21 protein-coding genes are annotated in these 18,777 nt (G+C 69.0%); 8 read left to right on the top strand and 13 right to left on the bottom strand.

All coding sequences use genetic code 11. From position 1 onward, the window contains the following. Window positions 1-10 precede the first annotated feature (10 nt). From ACTIFV_RS07410 to ACTIFV_RS07390, 5 genes are read right to left on the bottom strand one after another with little or no spacing between them, the layout of a single operon-like run. A complete protein-coding gene (locus ACTIFV_RS07410; protein ID WP_439592132.1) occupies window positions 11-1,534 on the bottom strand; it encodes an ATP-dependent DNA ligase in 1,524 nt (507 codons plus the stop codon). Window positions 1,535-1,590: 56 nt separating this feature from the next. After that, window positions 1,591-1,971: a DoxX family protein gene (locus tag ACTIFV_RS07405; RefSeq protein ID WP_439592131.1), complete on the bottom strand. Its 381-nt coding sequence runs from the start codon at window positions 1,969-1,971 to the stop codon at window positions 1,591-1,593. Beyond that, a complete protein-coding gene (locus tag ACTIFV_RS07400) occupies window positions 1,968-2,723 on the bottom strand; it encodes an LLM class flavin-dependent oxidoreductase (protein ID WP_439592130.1) in 756 nt (251 codons plus the stop codon). Before ACTIFV_RS07400 ends, ACTIFV_RS07405 begins: the two co-directional genes overlap by 4 nt. After that, on the bottom strand, window positions 2,720-3,583 hold the full coding sequence (locus ACTIFV_RS07395) for an LLM class flavin-dependent oxidoreductase (protein WP_439592129.1): 864 nt from the start codon (window positions 3,581-3,583) through the stop codon (window positions 2,720-2,722). The genes ACTIFV_RS07400 and ACTIFV_RS07395 overlap by 4 nt, the downstream gene beginning before the upstream one ends. 32 nt (window positions 3,584-3,615) lie before the next feature. Further along, entirely contained in the window at window positions 3,616-6,174 is a 2,559-nt protein-coding gene (locus ACTIFV_RS07390) for an ATP-dependent Clp protease ATP-binding subunit (protein WP_439592128.1), read from the bottom strand. A 177-nt stretch (window positions 6,175-6,351) separates the two neighbouring features. Here ACTIFV_RS07390 and ACTIFV_RS07385 point away from each other — a divergent pair, with 177 nt between their 5' ends. Further along, window positions 6,352-6,726, top strand: coding sequence for a VOC family protein (locus ACTIFV_RS07385; RefSeq protein ID WP_439592127.1), 375 nt, complete (start codon window positions 6,352-6,354; stop codon window positions 6,724-6,726). A gap of 16 nt (window positions 6,727-6,742) precedes the next feature. Here ACTIFV_RS07385 and ACTIFV_RS07380 read toward each other — a convergent pair whose 3' ends face one another. Next, window positions 6,743-7,207, bottom strand: coding sequence for a DUF3817 domain-containing protein (locus ACTIFV_RS07380; RefSeq protein WP_439592126.1), 465 nt, complete (start codon window positions 7,205-7,207; stop codon window positions 6,743-6,745). 72 nt (window positions 7,208-7,279) lie between these two features. Between ACTIFV_RS07380 and ACTIFV_RS07375 the strand changes: the two genes are divergently transcribed. After that, window positions 7,280-8,389 (top strand): class I SAM-dependent methyltransferase, encoded by a 1,110-nt coding sequence (locus tag ACTIFV_RS07375; protein WP_439592125.1) that lies wholly within the window; start codon window positions 7,280-7,282, stop codon window positions 8,387-8,389. On the opposite strand, the gene ACTIFV_RS07370 is transcribed toward ACTIFV_RS07375, so the two are convergent. Together ACTIFV_RS07370 and ACTIFV_RS07365 are read right to left on the bottom strand one after the other, a co-directional pair. Continuing rightward, a complete protein-coding gene (locus tag ACTIFV_RS07370; RefSeq protein WP_439592124.1) occupies window positions 8,379-8,735 on the bottom strand; it encodes a PLDc N-terminal domain-containing protein in 357 nt (118 codons plus the stop codon). The two genes, ACTIFV_RS07375 and ACTIFV_RS07370, sit on opposite strands and share 11 nt — an antisense overlap. A gap of 10 nt (window positions 8,736-8,745) precedes the next feature. Continuing rightward, window positions 8,746-9,132: a DoxX family protein gene (locus ACTIFV_RS07365; RefSeq protein WP_439592123.1), complete on the bottom strand. Its 387-nt coding sequence runs from the start codon at window positions 9,130-9,132 to the stop codon at window positions 8,746-8,748. A gap of 189 nt (window positions 9,133-9,321) precedes the next feature. On the opposite strand from ACTIFV_RS07365, the gene ACTIFV_RS07360 reads away from it, so the two are divergent. Continuing rightward, complete coding sequence (locus tag ACTIFV_RS07360) at window positions 9,322-9,669, top strand: hypothetical protein (RefSeq protein WP_439592122.1); 348 nt, start codon at window positions 9,322-9,324, stop codon at window positions 9,667-9,669. A 51-nt stretch (window positions 9,670-9,720) separates the two neighbouring features. Here the strand turns inward: ACTIFV_RS07360 and nrdF are convergent, their stop codons facing one another. From nrdF to nrdH, 4 genes are read right to left on the bottom strand one after another with little or no spacing between them, the layout of a single operon-like run. Continuing rightward, window positions 9,721-10,695, bottom strand: a complete 975-nt coding sequence (nrdF, locus tag ACTIFV_RS07355) for a class 1b ribonucleoside-diphosphate reductase subunit beta (RefSeq protein WP_439592121.1) — start codon at window positions 10,693-10,695, stop codon at window positions 9,721-9,723. 26 nt (window positions 10,696-10,721) lie between these two features. Next, the gene (nrdE, locus tag ACTIFV_RS07350) at window positions 10,722-12,878 is read right to left on the bottom strand and encodes a class 1b ribonucleoside-diphosphate reductase subunit alpha (protein WP_439592120.1); all 2,157 of its coding nucleotides are present in this window, start codon (window positions 12,876-12,878) and stop codon (window positions 10,722-10,724) included. Next, window positions 12,860-13,297: a class Ib ribonucleoside-diphosphate reductase assembly flavoprotein NrdI gene (gene nrdI, locus ACTIFV_RS07345; RefSeq protein ID WP_439592119.1), complete on the bottom strand. Its 438-nt coding sequence runs from the start codon at window positions 13,295-13,297 to the stop codon at window positions 12,860-12,862. The genes nrdE and nrdI overlap by 19 nt, the downstream gene beginning before the upstream one ends. A gap of 12 nt (window positions 13,298-13,309) precedes the next feature. Then, the gene (nrdH, locus tag ACTIFV_RS07340) at window positions 13,310-13,543 is read right to left on the bottom strand and encodes a glutaredoxin-like protein NrdH (RefSeq protein ID WP_439592118.1); all 234 of its coding nucleotides are present in this window, start codon (window positions 13,541-13,543) and stop codon (window positions 13,310-13,312) included. A gap of 439 nt (window positions 13,544-13,982) precedes the next feature. On the opposite strand from nrdH, the gene ACTIFV_RS07335 reads away from it, so the two are divergent. Beyond that, window positions 13,983-15,143: an MFS transporter gene (locus ACTIFV_RS07335; RefSeq protein WP_439592308.1), complete on the top strand. Its 1,161-nt coding sequence runs from the start codon at window positions 13,983-13,985 to the stop codon at window positions 15,141-15,143. 54 nt (window positions 15,144-15,197) lie between these two features. Next, a complete protein-coding gene (locus ACTIFV_RS07330; protein WP_439592117.1) occupies window positions 15,198-16,064 on the top strand; it encodes an intradiol ring-cleavage dioxygenase in 867 nt (288 codons plus the stop codon). Here ACTIFV_RS07330 and ACTIFV_RS07325 read toward each other — a convergent pair. After that, window positions 16,061-16,465, bottom strand: coding sequence for a pilus assembly protein CpaE (locus tag ACTIFV_RS07325; protein WP_439592116.1), 405 nt, complete (start codon window positions 16,463-16,465; stop codon window positions 16,061-16,063). The genes ACTIFV_RS07330 and ACTIFV_RS07325 overlap by 4 nt on opposite strands. Before the next feature lie 152 nt (window positions 16,466-16,617). Here ACTIFV_RS07325 and ACTIFV_RS07320 point away from each other — a divergent pair, with 152 nt between their 5' ends. The 3 genes from ACTIFV_RS07320 to ACTIFV_RS07310 are packed head-to-tail and all read left to right on the top strand — an operon-like array spanning window position 16,618 to window position 18,718. Next, on the top strand, window positions 16,618-16,767 hold the full coding sequence (locus ACTIFV_RS07320) for a hypothetical protein (RefSeq protein WP_439592115.1): 150 nt from the start codon (window positions 16,618-16,620) through the stop codon (window positions 16,765-16,767). A gap of 38 nt (window positions 16,768-16,805) precedes the next feature. Then, window positions 16,806-17,561: an alpha/beta fold hydrolase gene (locus tag ACTIFV_RS07315; RefSeq protein WP_439592114.1), complete on the top strand. Its 756-nt coding sequence runs from the start codon at window positions 16,806-16,808 to the stop codon at window positions 17,559-17,561. Then, a complete protein-coding gene (locus ACTIFV_RS07310; protein ID WP_439592113.1) occupies window positions 17,558-18,718 on the top strand; it encodes an acyl-CoA dehydrogenase family protein in 1,161 nt (386 codons plus the stop codon). Before ACTIFV_RS07315 ends, ACTIFV_RS07310 begins: the two co-directional genes overlap by 4 nt. Window positions 18,719-18,777 lie beyond the last annotated feature (59 nt).

Below are 18,777 nucleotides of genomic sequence, written 5' to 3'. Positions count from 1 at the left end.
TCATCCTCTCTCAGCCGCGCAGGAGAGCGCGCAGCGTCTGGATCGTGTCGGCGTCGGCGGGCGGCTTGTCGGGCCGGTAGCCCTTGACGCGGGCGAACCGGAGGGCGACGCCACCGGGATAGCGGGTCGAGCGCTGCACGCCGTCGATCGCGATCTCGACGACGGTCTCGGGACGCACGTGCACGGCGTGGGCGCTGCGGTGCGTCTCGATCGTCGGGAAGTGCTCGGTCTGCCACCGCAGCAGCGCATCGGTGAGCCCCTTGAACGTCTTGCCGACCATGACGAACTCGCCGGGTGCGCCGAACTCGCCCGCGGCATCGAGTGCGCCCAGGTGCAGATTCGAGAGCTGGCCCGAGCGCCGGCCGGACCCCCATTCGACGGCGAGCACGACGAGATCGTAGGTGAGGACGGGTTTGACCTTGATCCAGGACTTCCCGCGCCGGCCCGCCGTGTAGGTCGACGCGACGCCCTTCACGACGACCCCCTCGTGGCCGGCGGCGAGCGCGTCGCGAGACAGCTGCTCCGCTGCGGCGGGATCGCCCGTCACGATCCCCGGCATGCGCCACTCCCCCGCGATGCGCTCGAGCTCGGCCAGACGCCGCGTCAGCGGCTCGTCGACGAGGTCGCGCCCTCCCGCGTGGAGGATGTCGAAGAACCACGGCTTGAGCGCGAGCTCGCGCGGCGAGTCCGCCCCGAATCGCGACATGGTGTCTTGGAACGGCCGCGGACCGCCGTCCTCGTCGAGGGCGAGGGTCTCGCCGTCGAGGATGAGATCGCCGCCGGGGAACCCGCGCACCACCTCGACGATCTCGGGCACGCGGTGCGTGATGTCGGCGAGATTGCGCGTGTACACCCCGACGTCGTCGCCCCGCCGGTGCACCTGGATGCGCGCGCCGTCCAGCTTGTACTCGACGGACGCCTCACCCGCGACCTCGATGGCCTCGGCGACGGATGCCGCGGTCGACGCGAGCATCGGAAGCACGGGGCGCCCCACCACGAGCCCCACGGCGTCGAGGTCTTCGGGCGGTGCGCCGAGCGCGATGACGGCGGTCTCGCCGAGATCGCCCGAGAGCATCGCCGCGCGGCGGACCGCGGCCACGGGGCGGCCCGAGGCCTTCGCGATCGCGTCGAGCAGCACGCCCTCGAGGGCGCCCGTGCGCATCTCGCCCATCATGACGCGCGAGAGGAAGTCCCACTCCTCGGTCGTGGCCGCACTCGCGAGCGACTCGAGCTCGCCGCGCCGCGCGGCGACCGAGCCTGCGCCCTCGGTCGTCGCGAGTCGCGTGAGCGCCGCGTCGACGTCGGCGACGGAGAGGGTGGATGCCGCGGCGTGATCGACCCCGAGGCTCGACAGACGGCGCCAGCCGATCCCGATCCGGCCCTGGCGCGGCTTCGCCAGAAGCAGGCCTACAGCCGGCGCGATCTCCCCCGCATCGAGCGACCGCAGGGCTGCAGCGAGGGCATCGACCTTGGCGAGCCTCGAACTCGTCGCGGCCGCGGCATCCGTCGCCGTGACGAGTTCGTGGAGCAGCATGCCTCCATCATCCCCCCGGCCACCGACGTCGCCCACGATGTCGCAAGGAGTTGCAGCTATCCGCGCGTGGACCACCATGCCCACGCGACGAGCAGGGGCTGCAGCAGGAGCCGGACGAACCTCCTGGCGTCGGTGTCGAGCATCGGCGCCGACCGCTTCGTGCGCCACTGGTGGACGTTGCCGGGGAACACCGCGATGAAGAACGCCGCGACGAGCGCGCCGATGCGGGAGCGGTCGCGGGGCAGGGCGACGACCGCTGCCCCGAGCATGATCTCGACCGCTCCCGACGCGACGACGATCATGTCCTTGTCGGTGCGCAGGAGCTTCGTCGCCCAGTCGGGCACGACGATGCGGTACCCGCGGCGACCCCACGTGAGATGCGAGACTCCCGCGACGAGCAGCAGAGCGGCGAGCGCGTACCGCGCGACGGCCCTCACGCCGGCACCGCCTCGACGAAGCGCAGGTAGTCCGCAGCGGTGTCGCCCGCCGTGATGGCGCGGAGCACGACCTCGTCGGCGCAGGAACGGTAGGCGGCGAGCCGGTCGTGTTCGGGCTCGATGACCGTGTCGAGCGGTCCGATGCCGAGACGGGCGAAGTTGGCGGCGTACGCGGGGTACGACCCGTAGCGCGCGGACTCCGTGCGAAGCCGCGGGACGGATGCCGCATCCATCGCCGTCCGCACGTACAGCGCCACGTGCGCGTCGCGCGACAGCTGGTGCGCTTCCTCGCTCTGGGCGGCGGCGTCGTCGGGAGTCAGCCAGCTGAGCAGGAGTCCGTCGGATGCCTCGGCGCCGAGCGCGCGCATCTTCGGACCCAGAGCGCCGACGACGATCCGGGCGGTCGTGCCCGCGCGCAGCGACCTGGCCGCGTCGCGCACGCGGTCGAGCGCCCCCTTCGCCTGCTGACCCGCGCCGATGCCGAGCACGAGCCGGTCGACGGGAAGCCCGAACGTCTCGACGCGCGTCAGGATCTCGTCGGCCGAGCGACGGTCGACGGGCAGGACCCCGGTCGCGAGCACGAGCCGATCGCTCGCCCGCGCGGCCGCTGCGAGCACATGGAGCGCGTCGGCATCGGGAGTGTCGTTGACCCAGAGCGCATGGAATCCGCGCTCCTCGAGTTCGGGCGCGAGCGCCCGGGCGACGTCCGGCCCGGCGGCCGCCGCGATGCCGATCGAGAGCTTCGCCGTCATGCGATCACCCGGGCGACCTCGCCCGCGTAGCGGTAGAACCCGAGGAGATCGGGCTCGTCCGCTGCCGGCAGGAGCACGACGCTGTCGACGCCCGCGGCGGCGAACGCCTCGGCGCCTCGCGCGACGTCGTCGACCGACCCCACGAGCGCCCGGCCCTCGGCGGAACGATCGGGAGCGTTCGCGGCGAAGTCGGCCCGCACGCGTTCCTCGGCGTCGTCGCCGAACGCGGCCACGACGAAGGCGACGACATCCCGTGGCGCCGAAGCGGCGCCCTGGCGGATTCCGGAGATCTTCTCCGCGACCTCGGCCGGTGAGCGGCGGCTGTCGAGCACGGTCCCGTCGGCGACCTCGCCGCTGAGCACCAGAGTCTTGGGTCCCTCCGCCGCCGCGTAGACGCGCGGCGGCACGGCGGGCGGCCAGGCCAGCTGCACGTCGTCGAGCTGCACGTAGCGCCCCGCGAGCGTCACGCTCTCACCGTCGACCAGCCGCCGCACCGCCGGCACGTACTCGCGCATCAGGGTCAGCGGCGAGGCGACCTTGACGCCCGCCTGCGACATCCACGCCTGGACGCCGTGCCCGAGACCCGGTAGGAACCGACCGGGGAAGGTGCGCGCGATCGTCGCGATCTCCATCGCCGTGAGGGCGGCGTTGCGCAGCGGCATCGGCGCGATGCCGATCCCGATGTGCAGGCGCTCGGTCCACGCGAGCGCCGCCGCGGCGGGCGCGAACCCCGATTGGCGGAAGCAGTCCTCCCACAGCCAGAGCTCGGCGAGCCCCGCGTCCTCAGCCGCGAGCACCGCGTCTCGGAAGGTCTCGGGAGGATTGGGGTACGGACTGAAGATCGCGCCGATACGGGTCATGCCTCCAGCGTGGCATGACCCGTATCGATCCGTCAGGCGGCGAGCGGGACCGAGACCCCGGATGCCACGACGATGGCGCCCGCAGCGGCATCCACCGTCACCGATCCGCCGTCGACGAGCGCACCCGTCACGAACAGCTCGGCGATGCGGTCATCCACCTCCCGCTGGATGAGGCGGCGCAGCGGACGCGCCCCGTACTCGGGCTCGTAGCCGTTCTCGGCGAGCCATTCGGTCGCCGCATCGGTCACGACGAGGTCCACCTCGCGCCGTGCCAGGCGGGACTCGGTCGCGTGCAGCAGCAGCGACACGATCTCGGTCAGCTGCGGCTTCTCCAGCTTGCGGAACAGCACGATGTCGTCGATCCGGTTGAGGAACTCGGGCCGCATCGCCTCGCGGAGCTTGCCCATGACGCGGTCGCGGAGGTCCTTCTCGGAGCCGAAGCCCGTGGATCCGCCGCCGGCGGCGAGGAAGCCGATGGCTCCACCGCGCGACGCGAGGAACTCCGAACCGAGGTTCGACGTCATGACGATCACCGTGTTGCGGAAGTCGACCGTGCGCCCCTGACCGTCGGTCAGCCGCCCGTCGTCGAGCACCTGCAGCAGCAGGTTGAACACGTCGGGGTGCGCCTTCTCGATCTCGTCGAACAGCACGACCGCGTAGGGGTTGCGCCGCACGCGCTCGGTGAGCTGCCCGGCCTCGTCGTAGCCGACGTATCCCGGAGGGGCGCCGACGAGCCGCGACACCGTGTGCCGCTCGCCGAACTCGCTCATGTCGAAACGGATCACGGCGGAGTCGTCGTCGTCGAAGAGGGAGGATGCCAGGGCCTTCGCGAGCTCGGTCTTGCCGACGCCCGTGGGGCCGAGGAACAGGAAGGAGCCGACGGGGCGGTGGGCGTCGCCCATGCCCGTGCGGTTGCGACGGACAGCCTTCGCGACGGCGGTCACGGCGTCGTCCTGCCCGATCACGCGGGCGTGCAGTTCGTCCTCGAGGGACGAGAGGCGCTCGCGCTCCGTCTCGGTGAGACGGTTGACCGGGATGCCGGTCGCCCGGCTGATGACGGCCGCGATCTCGGGCTCGTCGACGACGGCGAGGGCATCCCCGGCCGGGCGGGAGGTCGCCTCGTCCAGCCGCGTCTGCACGGTCGCGATCTCGTCGCGCAGGCGCATGGCGTCCTCGTAGTGCTCGGCCGACACGGCGGCGTTCTTGTCCGCCTCGAGCGTCGCGAGCTGCTCGACGAGTGCGCTGACGTCCACCTTCGCGCCCAGGCGCAGCCGCAGCCGCGCACCGGCCTGGTCGATCAGGTCGATCGCCTTGTCGGGCAGGACGCGCTCCGACAGGTAGCGGTCGCTGAGCTCGACGGCGGCGCGGATGGCGTCGTCGGTGTAGACGATGCCGTGGTGCTCCTCGTACGCGGTCTTCAGGCCGCGGAGGATCAGCACGGCGTCCTCGACCGAGGGCTCGCCGACGCGCACGGGCTGGAACCGCCGCTCGAGGGCGGGGTCCTTCTCGATCGTCCGGTACTCCTTGAGGGTCGTCGCGCCCACGAGGTGCAGCTCGCCGCGCGCGAGACGCGGCTTCAGGATGTTGCCGGCATCCATCGCCCCCTCGCCTGCGCCGCCGGCACCCACGACGGTGTGCACCTCGTCGATGAAGACGATGAGGTCGTCCTTCAGCGTCGCGATCTCGTCCATCGTGCTGGTGAGGCGCTCTTCGAAGTCGCCGCGGTAGCGCGTGCCCGCGAGCATCGCCGGCAGGTCGAGCGAGACGACGCGGCGGCCGAGCAGCTGCTCGGGCACATCGCCCGCGACGATCGCCCGCGCGAGCCCCTCGACGATCGCGGTCTTGCCGACGCCCGCCTCGCCGACCAGGACGGGGTTGTTCTTCGTGCGGCGGCTCAGGATCTCGATCGTCTGCTCGATCTCGTCGGTGCGGCCGATGACGGGGTCGAGCTCGCCCGCAGTGGCGCGTGCCGTCAGATCCGTGCCGAATCGATCGAGCATGGGGGTGGTGGATGCTGCGGCGCTCTCCTCGGCGATGGGCCCTCCGGTCGGTGCGACGGTCTCGCGCGCGCTCTGCGTGAGCGCCTCGGCCGTCACGCCCGCACGGGCGAGCACCTGGCCGGCGGGGGTGTCCTGCGCCAGGACGAGGGCGAAGAAGAGGTGCTCGGGGTCGACGTAGGTGGACCCCGACGAGCGCGCGACCTGGAACGCGTGGAACAGCGCGCGCTGCACAGACGGGGTGATGACGGCGCCGTCGACATCGGCCGCCGCCGTGGCAGTGGGCAGCCGGTCCTCGGCGGCACGGACGATCGCCACCGGATCGGCGCCGATCCGCGCGACCGCGTCCTTCGCGGGCGCCTCGGCGGCGAGGACGCGCAGCACGTGAAGCGCGTCGAGCTCGCGCTGGCCGCGACCGAGCGCGTAGGCGCCGGCGCGCTGCAGGATCTCCTGGGTGCGGGCGCCGAGGAAGCGGCTGAGATCGATCGAGCGCTCGGCACGGGCGCGTTCGCCCGCCAGATAGCGGGCGAGGAACTCGTCGAACGAGCCGTCGTTCTCGCCGGACGAGGCTGCGGGGGTGAAGTCTTCGGGCATTCCGACTCTCCTGGAAGTTGAGTTGAGGACTGTCAAGTCTACGAACTTGAGCACAGTCGTATCAACTTCAACGGCAGGGATGCGGGTCTATTCCCAGGGGCTCGTTCGCGGACAGCGGATGTCCGCGGTCGGGCGTAACGTCGCTCTCAACGGGGAGAACTTCGAGGAGGAGAGCCCATGGACTGGAAGATCGAACTCATCCACGTGCCGGTGAGCGACGTCGATCGCGCGAAGGACTTCTACGTCAAGATCGGCTTCCACGCCGATCACGACCAGGTCCCGTTCGAGGGGCTGCGGTTCGTGCAGATGACTCCCCCGGGCTCGGCGTGCTCGATCGCGTTCGGCACGGGGCTGGGCACGACGCTCGAGCCCGGTCAGCAGAACACCATCCAGGTCGTCGTGCCCGACGCCGACGAAGCCCTCGCGCACCTGCGCGGACTCGGCGTCGAGGCCCAGGGCGTCGACGAGCAGGCGTGGGGTCGCTTCGTGTCGTTCGACGACCCCGACGGCAACACGTGGACGCTGCAGCAGCTTCCGGACTACGGCGGCTAGGCCGACCGCACGTCCGTCAGTCGCGGCCTCCCGGCGGACCGAGGATCAGCAGCACGACGAAGATCGCGACCACGGCGAGCACGAGCAGGATCGCGAGCACCCACGGGCGGTTCAGGAACCAGCGCATGAGCCGGTCATGCCACGCGCCGTCGCGCGGGTCATCGGTCTGCGCGAGTCGCCACGCGCCGTCGAGCCTTCCGGAGCGATGCAGCCAGAGCTCGGTCGGGATCGTCGCGTACGGCACGATCGCGCTGCCGATCGCGACGACCGTCGGACCGGCACCCCAGCGCTGGTTCTTCGCGACGAGGATCGCCGTCGCGCCGTAGGCGAGGAACACGAACCCATGGATCCCGCCGCCGATCGTGACCGCGATCGCGAGGTCGCTCGTAGCCCGCAGGATGAGTCCCCCGATGAGGAGGGTCCACGTGATCGCCTCCACGACGGCGAGCGTGCGGAAGAGGTTCAAGGGCGTGCGGAACACGGGTCTCCTTCGGGGCCGGGTCTTCCAGCGTATGCGGACGGATCGACCGCGTCGGACGGCTAGCGTGGAGCGGTGACCTTCTCGCCCGATGCGCTGCGGCGCTGGCCCGACGTCGAGGGCGACGGGCTGGTGGCGATGGATGCCGCGGACCGCCTGATCCTCGATGAATCGGCCCACGCCCGGTCGGGCGCGGCCTCCGGCGGCCTCGTCGTGATCGGCGATGCGTACGGGGCCCTCACGCTCGCCGCGGCGGACGGCGGAGCCCGCGGCATCCGGGTCCATCAGGATCCGCTGACCGCAGAACGCGCACTGGAAGCGAACGCCGTCGTCACGGGCCTCGAAGGCACTTTCACGTCCCTGCCGTTCGCGGCGGAGCTCGTGCGCGACGCGACGATCGTGCTGCTGCGACTGCCGCGCGCGCTGGATGCCCTCCGCGACATCGCGGCGCTCGTCGCGGCGCACGCCTCGCCCGAGGTCGTGGTCTTCGCCGGCGGGCGGCTCAAGCACATGACTCCCACCATGAACGACGTGCTGCGAGCGCACTTCACGCGGGTGGACGTCACGCACGCGCGGCAGAAGTCCCGGGTTCTCGTCGCGCGCGGTCCGCACGACGGCCATGATCCCGCGCCCGCGCAGGCCGAGGTCGACGGCGTCGCGGTGTGCGCATACGGCGGGGTGTTCGCCGGGGCGTCCGTCGACATCGGCACGCGACTGCTCCTCGATCATCTGCCGACCCAGGCGCCCGGAGGCGGCATGGTCATCGACTTCGCGTGCGGCACGGGCGTGATCGCCGCAGCGCTCGCGACGAGGCATCCCGGACTCGACGTCTACGCCACCGATCAGTCCGCCGCCGCCGTGGCCTCGGCGCGCGCCACCGCCGCGGCGAACGGCGTCGCCGACCGGGTGAGCGTCGTGCGCGACGACCTCCTCTCACGCGTTCCCGACACGAGCGCGTCGTTCATCGCGCTCAATCCTCCGTTCCACACCGGAGCGGCCGTGACTCCCGACATCGCGCCGCGCTTCTTCGCCGATGCGGCGCGCTCCCTGACTCCCGGCGGTGAGCTGTGGACGGTCTGGAACTCGGCGCTGCGGTACCGACCCGCACTCGAGCGGCTCGTCGGACCGACGCGTCAGATCGCGCGCACCGCGAAGTTCACCGTTACGGCGTCGGTCAAGAACTAGGGTTCTCGCGCTGCCGCCGACGCAGTTCGTCGCGCAGGCGGTCCTCTTCGATCTCGCGCTCGAGGTCTGCCAGCTGCTGCTCGGTCGAGCGGGTGTCTCGCGCGTAGGTCGGCGCCGGTGCGGGTGCGGTCGTCGCCGTGCGCGGGGGCCTCGGCATCCGCGGTCCGTCCTCGGGATACACGCGGCCGAGGGTGAACCACAGGACCGAGCCGATGAGCGGCAGCAGGATCACGATGATGATCCAGAACGTCTTCGGCAGGTGCTTCACCTGGAAGTCGTCGCGGCGGATGATGTCGACGAGCGAGAAGACCATCACGCCGATGACGAGGAGCGAGAGAAGAGGCATCGACGACAGCCTATGCAGAACCCTTCGGCCTCGTCGAGAAGATCGCCCACGCGACGAGGACCGGCTGGAAGAACAGGCGCGCGAAGCGCTTCTCGTCGGTGTCGAGGCCGAAGCCGCTGCGCTTCTTCGCCCACTGCTCGAGGTTGCCGGGGAAGATCGCGGTGAAGAACGCCGCCAGGATCCAGCCGATCGTGCCGCGCGACTTCGGCAGAGCGACGAGCGACGCGCCGAGCATGATCTCGACGACGCCGGATGCCACGACCACGGCGTCTTTGTCCATCACCTCGCCCGCGAAATCGGGCACCTGCGCCTGGAACTCCTTGCGCGCCCAGAACAGATGGCTGAGCCCCGCGAACACCATCGAGCCGGCGAGCAGCCAGCGAAGGAGAGTCCTCATGCGATCAGACAACCAGATGTCGGATGCCTCGGCACGGGCTTGACAGCGCGTCATCCGGTCCCGTCGGCGCCGAGGCAGACCCTGAGCGAGAACTGAGTTCTCGTGCCGGTGCTGTTAACCGGGCATTGAGATCGACGCGACAGGCTGGGGCATGTCGGCGAAAGGCGCCGCGGAGGGACCACCGGCACCATGGCGAACTACACCGTCACCGAAGAGGGCATCTATTTCGACGCACCGATCGAGGCGCACGGCCGCGTCGACGTCCGCTGGCAGAGCGGCTCGAAGGGCGTGCACTTCAGCCCCGACGACAGCCAGCCCGGCAGCGCCTGGATCGGCAAGGACTTCATGCCGTGGTCGGCCTTCGACGTGCCCGACGGCGCGCGGATCGAATGGGCGCGGTACAGCGGTTCGGACGACTGCTACGGCGAACGGTCGTATCCCGCGACCGATGTGCGCGCGGCTTCGCTGGCCGGCGGAATCGGCGTGTTGTGGGTCACGGCCGCGCCCGCAGGGAGCCGTCGCATCGTCTGCGTGTGAAGAAGGGGCGGGATGCCGCGGCATCCACGCCCCCTCGTCAGATGACCCCTGTCAGAAGTCCCAGTCCTCGTCCTCGGTCGCTTCGGCCTTGCCGATGACGTACGACGAGCCGGAGCCCGAGAAGAAGTCGTGGTTCTCGTCGGCGTTCGGTGAGAGCGCCGAGAGGATCGCGGGGTTCACGTCGGTCGTCGTCGACGGGAACATCGCTTCGTAGCCGAGGTTCATCAGCGCCTTGTTGGCGTTGTAGTGCAGGAACTTCTTGACGTCCTCGGTCAGGCCGACGCCGTCGTAGAGGTCCTGCGTGTACTGGACCTCGTTGTCGTAGAGCTCGTAGAGCAGCGAGAAGGTGTAGTCCTTGATGTCGTCGCGCTCGGCCTGGCCGACCTTCTCGAGACCCTTCTGGAACTTGTACCCGATGTAGTACCCGTGCACGGCCTCGTCGCGGATGATGAGGCGGATGAGGTCGGCCGTGTTGGTGAGCTTCGCCCGCGACGACCAGTGCATCGGCAGGTAGAACCCGGAGTAGAACAGGAAGCTCTCGAGCAGGGTCGAGGCGACCTTGCGCTTGAGCGGGCTGTCGCCCTGGTAGTACTCCATGACGATCTGAGCCTTCTTCTGAAGGTTCGGGTTCTCGACCGACCAACGGAAGGCCTCGTCGATCTCCTTCGTCGAGCACAGCGTCGAGAAGATCGACGAGTACGACTTGGCGTGCACCGACTCCATGAAGGCGATGTTCGTGTACACCGCCTCTTCATGGGGCGTGATCGCATCGGGGATCAGCGACACCGCGCCCACCGTGCCCTGGATCGTGTCGAGGAGCGTGAGCCCGGTGAACACCCGCATCGTCAGCAGCTGCTCGTCGGGGGTCAGGGTGTTCCACGACTGGATGTCGTTCGACAGCGGGATCTTCTCGGGCAGCCAGAAGTTGTTCACGAGGCGGTTCCACACCTCGACGTCCTTCTCGTCCTGGATGCGGTTCCAGTTGATCGCCTGAACGTGGTTCAGCAGTTGCAGCTTCTCAGCCATCTCGGTTCTCTCTCGGTCTCAGAAGGTCACAGCATGCACGAGACGCACTCGGACATGTCCGTGCCCTCGAGCGCGAGCTGACGCAGGCGGATGTAGTAGATCGTCTTGATCCCCTTCTTCCACGCGTAGATCTGCGCCTTGTTGATGTCGCGGGTCGTCGCGGTGTCCTTGAAGAACAGCGTGAGCGACAGCCCCTGGTCGACGTGCTGCGTCGCCGCGGCATACGTGTCGATGACCTTCTCGTAGCCGATCTCGTACGCGTCCTGGTAGTACTCCAGGTTGTCGTTCGTCATGAACGGCGCCGGGTAGTAGACGCGACCGAGCTTGCCTTCCTTGCGGATCTCGATCTTCGACGCGATCGGGTGGATCGACGACGTGGAGTTGTTGATGTACGAGATCGATCCCGTGGGCGGCACGGCCTGCAGGTTCTGGTTGTAGATCCCGTGCTCCTGGATGGAGGCCTTGAGGGCCGTCCAGTCCTCCTGCGTCGGGATCGGGATGCCGGCGAACAGCTCCTTGACCTTCTCGGTCTGCGGCTCCCACGCGGCATCCGTGTACTTGTCGAAGAACGTCCCCGACGCGTAGGTCGAGTCGGCGAAGCCGTCGAACGCCTCGCCCTTCTCGATCGCGAGGTTGTTCGACGCGCGCAGCGCGTGGAACAGCACCGTGTAGAAGTAGATGTTCGTGAAGTCGAGACCCTCTTCGGAGCCGTAGTGCACGTGCTCGCGGGCGAGGTAGCCGTGCAGGTTCATCTGCCCGAGGCCGATCGCGTGGGAGCGGTCGTTGCCGTCCTCGATCGAGCGCACCGACGAGATGTGGCTCTGCTCGCTCACGGCGCTGAGCGCACGGATCGCGGTCTCGACCGTGCGACCGAGGTCTCCGCCGTCCATCGCGAGGGCGATGTTCATCGAGCCGAGATTGCACGAGATGTCCTTGCCGATCTCGGCGTACGAGAGGTCCTCGTTGTAGGTCGTGGGCGTGTTGACCTGCAGGATCTCCGAGCACAGGTTCGACATGTTGATCCGGCCCTTGATGGGGTTGGCCGCGTTCACCGTGTCTTCGAACATGATGTACGGGTAGCCCGACTCGAACTGGATCTCGGCGAGGGTCTGGAAGAACTCGCGCGCGTTGATCTTCGTCTTCTTGATGCGCGGGTCGTCGACCATCTCGCGGTACTTCTCGGTGACCGAGATGTCGCCGAACGGCACGCCGTAGACGCGCTCGACGTCGTAGGGCGAGAAGAGGTACATGTCCTCGCCGTTCTTGGCCAGCTCGAACGTGATGTCGGGGATCACGACACCGAGCGACAGCGTCTTGATGCGGATCTTCTCGTCGGCGTTCTCGCGCTTGGTGTCGAGGAAGCGCAGGATGTCGGGGTGGTGCGCCGACAGGTACACGGCGCCCGCGCCCTGGCGTGCGCCGAGCTGGTTGGCGTAGCTGAAGCTGTCTTCGAGGAGCTTCATGACCGGGATGATGCCCGAGGACTGGTTCTCGATCTGCTTGATCGGAGCGCCGGACTCGCGGATGTTCGACAGCAGCAGTGCGACACCGCCGCCGCGCTTGGAGAGCTGCAGCGACGAGTTGATGCCGCGCGAGATCGACTCCATGTTGTCCTCGATGCGCAGGAGGAAGCACGACACGAGCTCGCCGCGCTGCGCCTTGCCGGTGTTGAGGAACGTCGGCGTCGCGGGCTGGAAGCGGCCGGCGATGATCTCGTCGACGAGCTCGTTCGCGAGCTTCTCGTCGCCGTCGGCGAGGCCGAGCGCCGTCATGACGACGCGGTCTTCGAAGCGCTCGAGGTAGCGCTTGCCGTCGAAGGTCTTGAGCGTGTAGCTCGTGTAGTACTTGAACGCGCCCAGGAAGGTCTCGAAGCGGAACTTCTTGCCGTACGCGCGGTCGTTGAGCTGCTGGATGAAGTCGTCCGAGTACTTCGCGAGCACTTCGGGCTCGTAGTACTCCTTCTCGACGAGGTAGTCCAGGCGCTCCTTGAGCGAGTGGAAGAACACCGTGTTCTGGTTGACGTGCTGGAGGAAGTACTCCCGCGCCGCCCGCTTGTCGGCGTCGAACTGGATCCGCCCGTTCGCGTCGTAGAGGTTGAGCATCGCGTTGAGGGAGTGGTAATCCATCCCCTCGAAGCGCACCTCGGTCTTGAAGTCCTTCTCGGTCACTGCAGCTTCCACCATCGTTCCAATCCCTCGCTCACGCGATCCACATCTTCTGGCGTGCCGAACAGTTCGAGCCGATACAAGTGCGGCACGTCGCACTTGCGGCTGATGATCTCGCCGGCGAGGCAGAAGTGCTCGCCGAAGTTGGTGTTCCCCGCGGAGATGACTCCGCGGATCAGGCGCCGGTTCCGCTCGTCGTTGAGGAATCGGATCACCTGACGGGGAACGGCCCCCTTCTCTTCACCCCGGCCCTGGCCCCCGCCGTAGGTGGGGGTGACCAGCACGAACGGCTCATCGATCTCGAGCGGCTCGTCGGTGGGGTGGAGGGGGATGCGGGCTGCGCGCAGCCCGAGCTTCTCGACGAATCGGGCGGTGTTGCCCGAGACGCTCGAGAAGTAGACCAGCAGCGGCGCTCGCGTCGCGGTCGCCGTGCTCATGGGAGACCGGCTCTACGCGAGGCGCGAAGCGAGTTCGTCGATCTTGTCGGGACGGAAGCCCGACCAGTGGTCCTCATCGGTGATGACGACCGGCGCCTGGAGGTAGCCCAGCGCCTTGACCTGCTCGAGTGCCGAAGCATCCTCGGAGAGGTCGAGAACCTCGTATTCGATGCCCTTGGAATCCAGAGCGCGGTAGGTCGCCGTGCACTGCACGCAAGAAGGCTTCGTGTAGACCGTGATCGTCATGGTGACGAGTTTCTCCCCTCAAAACGGTGTTCATTCCGGTAGACCCCCCACCGGGAGTCCAATACTACATATGGGTACCGACATCCGATAGCACCACAAGGGCTAGTAGTTACATCCGTGTAGTTTTCCACCGCTCTCAACAGATACAACACAGGTTGTCCACCGATTCATCCACAGGCGACGATCGATTCGCGAACCTGGAAACTCCCTGAAAGACGCCGGTTTCGGATGCCTCGCTGGCATCCATCCACAGGCGCCACGCTAGGCAGGGCCACCGACATCGAATCCGCCTGTGGAAACTCGTCTCGGCGTGTCGCGGCGTGTCGCGGACGCTCGGGAAGTCCCGTCGATCGGAGTGCGCACCGCGCGCTAGCGTGGACGCGTGGCAGGAGGCAACGCGGGATACAGGGAGCTGCTGCGCACGCCCGGCGTCGGCCGCATCATCGCGGCGCAGCTGACCGCGCGATTCCCGAACGGGATGACGAGCCTCGCCATCCTGCTGCACATCGAGCACGTCACGGGCTCGTACGGTGCGGCCGGACTCGTGCTGGCGGCGACGTCCATCGGCCAGGCGGTCGCCGGGCCGGTCACGAGCCGCTGGATGGGCCGCTGGGGCATGCGGCGCGTGCTCACCATCACCCTCGTCATCTGCGCGCTGTCCATCACCGGGATCGCGCTGCTCTCGCTCCCCCTGCCCGGCTACATGGCCTTCGGTCTCATCGCCGGCCTGTCGACACCGCCGGTCCAGTCCGCCGTGCGCACCATCTATCCCAAGATGGTCACGTCGAGGCAGCTCACGCCGCTGTTCTCGCTCGACGCGTCGCTGCAGGAGATCATCTGGATCGTCGCCCCCGTGCTCATCACGTTCGTCGCGACGCAGGTCGGCACGGTCCCCGCGCTGCTGGTGATCGTCGTGATCCTCGTCGGCGGCGGATCGTGGTTCATCCTCTCCCCCGAGGTCGGACGGGTGCGCATCCCCCGCAGCCGCCGCGGGATCGGCAAGGTGCTCACCAAGCCCGCCGTGCTGCTGGCGACCGTCGTAGGCTTCCTCCTGATCGGCGCGTGCTCCGCGGTCGAGGCCGGCGTCGTCGCGACGTTCGACCACGGCGGCCTAGAAGCGGGCCTCGTGCTCGCCGTCTTCTCGGTCGGCAGCCTGGCGGGTGGCCTGGTCTCGGGCCGCATCCCGATCAGCCGCTGGGCGATGGCCCGGCGGCTGGCCATCGTGACCGTCGGCCTCTCGCTCACGATGGTCTCGCTCAACGTGTGGTGGCTCGGCGGGACCCTCGTGCTGGCGGGGATCGGCATCGCGCCCGCCCTCGCCGTGCTGTTCGCCATGACATCGGCGAGCGTGAAGTTCAGCGACACCGCCGAGGCGTTCGGCTGGGTCGGCACGGGCCAGCTCATCGGGGCTGCGGCGGGCTCGGCGATCGCCGGCTTCCTCATCGACGACATCGGCCCGCAGGGTGCGTACCTCGCCGCGACCGGCTTCGCCGCGGCGGGTCTGGTCGTCGCGATCGTCTTCGTCCGGGGCTTCCCCGACCTGCGCTACCGCGACGCGAGCCCGATCCCCGACACCGAGCCGGTGCCCACCATCCGATGAGACCGCATAGCCCGGTCATAGCGGAGTCATAGTCTCGTTCGCTTTCGTGGTCGCATGACACGAGACGACGACCGCTGGCTCGACGACAACGGCGAGCCGATCGACGAGGACCACCGCGGCCTCGTCTACGACATCCGCACGCTCATCGACCGCCGGGGCGCGCTGGGCATCTTCGGCGGGGTCGCCCTGACATCTCTCCTGGCCGCGTGCACGCCGCGGGCCGAGGCATCCTCCTCCCCCAGCGCGACTGCGACGGCGACACCCACCCCGAGCGCGTCGGCGAGCGCCTCCGAGTCGCTGAGCGAGGTGCCCGACGAGACAGGCGGGCCGTATCCCGCCGACGGCTCCAACGGCGTCAACGTGCTCGACGACTCGGGCATCGTGCGCTCCGACATCCGCTCGTCGTTCGGCTCCTCGACGACGGTGGCCGACGGCGTCCCGCTCACGATCGCGCTGACGGTGCGGGACGCCGCGACCGGCGCCGCGCTCGCAGGCCGCGGCGTGTACCTCTGGCACTGCGACCGGCACGGCAGCTATTCGCTCTACAGCCAGGGCGTCGAGAACGAGAACTACCTCCGCGGCGTGCAGGAGACCGATGCGAACGGCACGGTGACCTTCACCTCGATCTACCCCGCGTGCTATTCGGGCCGGTGGCCGCACATCCACTTCGAGGTCTACGAGGACGTCGCGACGGCCGTGGCATCCGGTCCCATCGTCAAGACGAGCCAGATCGCGCTGCCGGCCGAGACGAACGACGTCGTCTACACGACGAGCGGATACGAGCAGAGCGTCCGCAACGCCGCGCAGGTGTCGCTGCAGAGCGACAACGTGTTCGGCGACGACGGCGGCATCCATCAGATCGCGACGATGGCGGGCTCGGTGACCGCGGGCTACACCGCCTCGCTCGCGATCGGCGTCTAGCGCAGGCGGCCGAGCACCTCGAGCAGCGCGAGCGCGTACGCGTCGGCGGGTTCGGGATGCGAGAACACGAGCGTTTCGCCGCGCAGCTCGATCGACACCTCGTACGTGTCGGCGAGCCGCCGCAGCGACCGGAAGGCGTTCTGCAGCAGCTCGCGCAGCTGGGCCTCGTGCGGCAGCCACAGCGCGTCTTCGAGCGCGACGGAATCGAGCGCCCACTCGGTGGTGCCGTTGAACGACAGGATGCGGCCCGTCGAGTACTCGCGCGGCTCGATCGTCATCTCGCTCACGGTGAAGACGTCGGCTTCGAACTCGGGCTCGTCGAGCTGGAACCGGTCACCGGAGCGCGGGTGCCACACGAGGCCCGCGTCGCGCAGGGCGATGGCGGATTCGGTCGAGATCACTGTTCCATTCTGAGGGCGTTCGTGACCGTCGCGGCGATGTGCGCCGATCATCGCTCCCGCGGGACGGCGCCGTTCGGAATCATGCCGGCGATGTATGCGGGTCCTTCCCCCGACTGATCCGGTGCTCGGGTCCGATCCGTACCGTCGGAAGCGTGTCCGACACCGCCGCATCCAAAGCCCTCGCCCTCCTGCTCGCGATCCTCGGCAACGTCCTGATCCTCGTGATCCTCGTGCTCGCGGGCGCGGTGGTTCTCGGGCTCGTGGCGTTCTTCGTCGCCCCGGCGATCATGAAGCTCGTCTGACGGCCGGCGAGGGCATCCGGATCCGTAGCATTGACGGTATGCCTGCTCCCGTGACCCTCCCCCGCATCTCGTGGGGCGATCCCGCCGCATCCCGGCGTGCGCTGCTCGTGCACGGCCTCGGGTCCAATGGGCCGCTCATGTGGCGCTATGGCACGGCTCTCGCCGACGACGGATGGCGGGTGGATGCCGTCGACCTCCGCGGTCATGGCACGGCGCCGCGCGCGCTCGACTACACGATCGCCGCGTATGCGGCGGACCTCCTCGCGACGCGCCCCGACGCGGGCGACGCCTGGGACCTCGTCGTCGGCCACTCCCTGGGCGGCGCGGCATCGACGTCCGCCGCTGCGGACCACCCCGGCTGGACGCGCCGGCTCGTGCTCGTCGACCCCGCGATCCACCTCGCCGAGCGCGATCGGCAGATCGTGCGCGACAGCCAGTCGCGCGCGTTCGCCGATCCGACGCAGGCCGCCGTACGAGCCGAGCACCCGACGTGGCACGAGCAGGACATCGAGCTCAAGGCGCTCTCGGCGCAGCAGGCGAGCCGCTGGGCCGTCGAGCAGACGAGCATCCAGAATCCGGAGTGGGACGAGCGGGTCGCGGCATCCCGTCTCACGATCCCGACGCATGTCATCGCGTCCGACCCCAAGGTGTACTCGATCTTCAAGGGCCGGCTCGTCGACGAGGTCACGGCGAACCCGAACGTCACGGTCTCGATCGTCGTCGGCGCCGGACACTCGCCGCATCGCGACAAGCCCGACGAGACGGTCCGGCAGCTGCGGGCGGTGCTCGCATGAGCGCCTTCGACCCGGGCGAGATCCTGCCCGATGAGCTGCTCGAGCGCTTCCGCGAGCGCGCCGTCGTCCACGACCGCGAGAACACCTTCCCCGACGACGATCTGGCGGATCTGAAGGATGCCGGCTACCTCGCGATCCTCGTGCCCTCCGCGCTCGGCGGACGCGGTCTCGGGCTCGCCGAGGCATCCCTTCTCCAGCAGCGCCTCGCGACGGCTGCGCCGGCGACGGCACTGGCGATCAACATGCACCTCGTCTGGACGGGTGTCGCCAAGGTCCTCGCCGACCGCGGCATCGACGATCTGCGGTTCGTGCAGGAGGGCGCGGTGGCCGGCGAGGTCTTCGCCTTCGGCATCAGCGAGGCGGGCAACGACCTCGTGCTGTTCGGGAGCGACACGGATGCCGTGCCCCTGCCCGACGGCGGCTACGTCTTCACGGGCACGAAGATCTTCACGTCGCTCGCCCCCGTCTGGACGCAGCTGGGCCTGCACGGTCTCGACACGACGAGCCCGGACGGGCCACGGATGGTCTACGCGTTCGTTCCGCGCAGCGACGCGATCACCACGAAGGACGATTGGGACACGCTCGGGATGCGGGGCACGCAGTCCCGCACGACGGTCATCGACGGGGCCGTCGCTGCGCCCGACCGGGTCGTGCGGCGCGTGGACCCGGGGCCGAACCCCGACCCGATCGTGTTCGGCATCTTCAGCGTCTTCGAGCTGCTCCTCGCCTCGGTGTACACCGGCATCGCCCGACGGGCGCTGGATCTCGCGGTCGAGACGGCGCACCGGCGCACGTCGAAGAAGACCGGCCGCACTTACGCGCAGGACCCCGACATCCGCGGTCGCATCGCCGACATGGCGCTCGCCTACGATGCCCTGCCGCCGCAGATCGCGGCACTGTGCCGCGCATTGGACGATCTCACTCCGCCCGATGCGAAGTGGTTCTCGTACATGAGCGGCGTCAAGCACCGCGCCGTGACGATGGCCAAGGACGTCGTCGACGAGGCCGTGCTCGTCGCGGGCGGATCGTCGTACTTCACGCGCTCCGAGCTCAGCCGGCTGTACCGCGACGTGCTCGCGGGGCTCTTCCATCCCTCGGATCCCGAGTCGGCCCGCTCGACGGTCGCGTCGGCCTGGCTCGGCCCCGTCGAGGACTGATTCCGCGCCGGATAACTCAGGGGCGATCGCGGTTCGTGCGCTTCCGAGGCGGACGATGG

This window comes from Microbacterium sp., assembly GCF_051860965.1.
Classification (GTDB): Bacteria; Actinomycetota; Actinomycetes; order Actinomycetales; family Microbacteriaceae; genus Microbacterium.
Note: the sequence above shows the minus strand (reverse complement) of the source record. Positions and strands in the feature narration are given on the sequence as shown.

Coding starts and splice junctions, on each gene's coding strand:
- ACTIFV_RS07410 (WP_439592132.1), bottom strand. CDS start 1,534: ATGCTGCTCCACGAACTCGTCACGGCGACGGATGCCGCGGCCGCGACG.
- ACTIFV_RS07400 (WP_439592130.1), bottom strand. CDS start 2,723: ATGACGGCGAAGCTCTCGATCGGCATCGCGGCGGCCGCCGGGCCGGAC.
- ACTIFV_RS07395 (WP_439592129.1), bottom strand. CDS start 3,583: ATGACCCGTATCGGCGCGATCTTCAGTCCGTACCCCAATCCTCCCGAG.
- ACTIFV_RS07390 (WP_439592128.1), bottom strand. CDS start 6,174: ATGCCCGAAGACTTCACCCCCGCAGCCTCGTCCGGCGAGAACGACGGC.
- ACTIFV_RS07385 (WP_439592127.1), top strand. CDS start 6,352: ATGGACTGGAAGATCGAACTCATCCACGTGCCGGTGAGCGACGTCGAT.
- ACTIFV_RS07370 (WP_439592124.1), bottom strand. CDS start 8,735: ATGCCTCTTCTCTCGCTCCTCGTCATCGGCGTGATGGTCTTCTCGCTC.
- ACTIFV_RS07365 (WP_439592123.1), bottom strand. CDS start 9,132: ATGAGGACTCTCCTTCGCTGGCTGCTCGCCGGCTCGATGGTGTTCGCG.
- ACTIFV_RS07360 (WP_439592122.1), top strand. CDS start 9,322: ATGGCGAACTACACCGTCACCGAAGAGGGCATCTATTTCGACGCACCG.
- nrdF (WP_439592121.1), bottom strand. CDS start 10,695: ATGGCTGAGAAGCTGCAACTGCTGAACCACGTTCAGGCGATCAACTGG.
- nrdE (WP_439592120.1), bottom strand. CDS start 12,878: ATGGTGGAAGCTGCAGTGACCGAGAAGGACTTCAAGACCGAGGTGCGC.
- nrdI (WP_439592119.1), bottom strand. CDS start 13,297: ATGAGCACGGCGACCGCGACGCGAGCGCCGCTGCTGGTCTACTTCTCG.
- nrdH (WP_439592118.1), bottom strand. CDS start 13,543: ATGACGATCACGGTCTACACGAAGCCTTCTTGCGTGCAGTGCACGGCG.
- ACTIFV_RS07330 (WP_439592117.1), top strand. CDS start 15,198: ATGACACGAGACGACGACCGCTGGCTCGACGACAACGGCGAGCCGATC.
- ACTIFV_RS07315 (WP_439592114.1), top strand. CDS start 16,806: ATGCCTGCTCCCGTGACCCTCCCCCGCATCTCGTGGGGCGATCCCGCC.
- ACTIFV_RS07310 (WP_439592113.1), top strand. CDS start 17,558: ATGAGCGCCTTCGACCCGGGCGAGATCCTGCCCGATGAGCTGCTCGAG.